General features: G+C 31.7%; 1 protein-coding gene. It reads right to left on the bottom strand.

Annotated elements, in window-relative coordinates; translation table 11 throughout:
* Positions 1-448: glycosyltransferase family 4 protein (locus E3E37_RS11065; RefSeq protein ID WP_167717398.1), on the bottom strand; the 448-nt coding region annotated here is incomplete at both ends.

Genomic DNA, 448 nt, shown 5'->3' with positions numbered 1-448 from the left:
TACTCCATTTGGGATTCCTACAATTTTCTCTTGAATCTCTGATATCTTCCATAACTCGGAATTTCTGGCATAATCTAAAGACGTCACAATTATTTTTTCAGCATTTTTCAATATTTGTTTCATTAGCATAGTCTTGTAAAACTTTAAAGGAAAATTCAACATCCCTGGTAATATCACATCATTATGATATGTTATAACATAATGGATGTTTCTTAACTTTTTAATGAAATGGATAAATTCTCCCCCGAAAAAGAAGGGATAATGCAAGTGAACTATATCAAAATCTTTTATTTCTCTCAGTAGTTGAGGAATAAAGGGGGCATTTCCAATTCTAAACAGTGGTTTAAATCTCTTAACAGTAATTATATCCGGATATTCATATTCTTCATCAGGATACCTGCTAGTAAAGACTGTAACTTCATGGCCTAACTTAGCAAGCTCTATAGCA

It is taken from the genome of Thermococcus sp. ES12, assembly GCF_012027515.1.
GTDB lineage: Archaea > Methanobacteriota_B > Thermococci > Thermococcales > Thermococcaceae > Thermococcus > Thermococcus barossii.
This window is presented reverse-complemented; position numbering and strand designations above follow the sequence as displayed.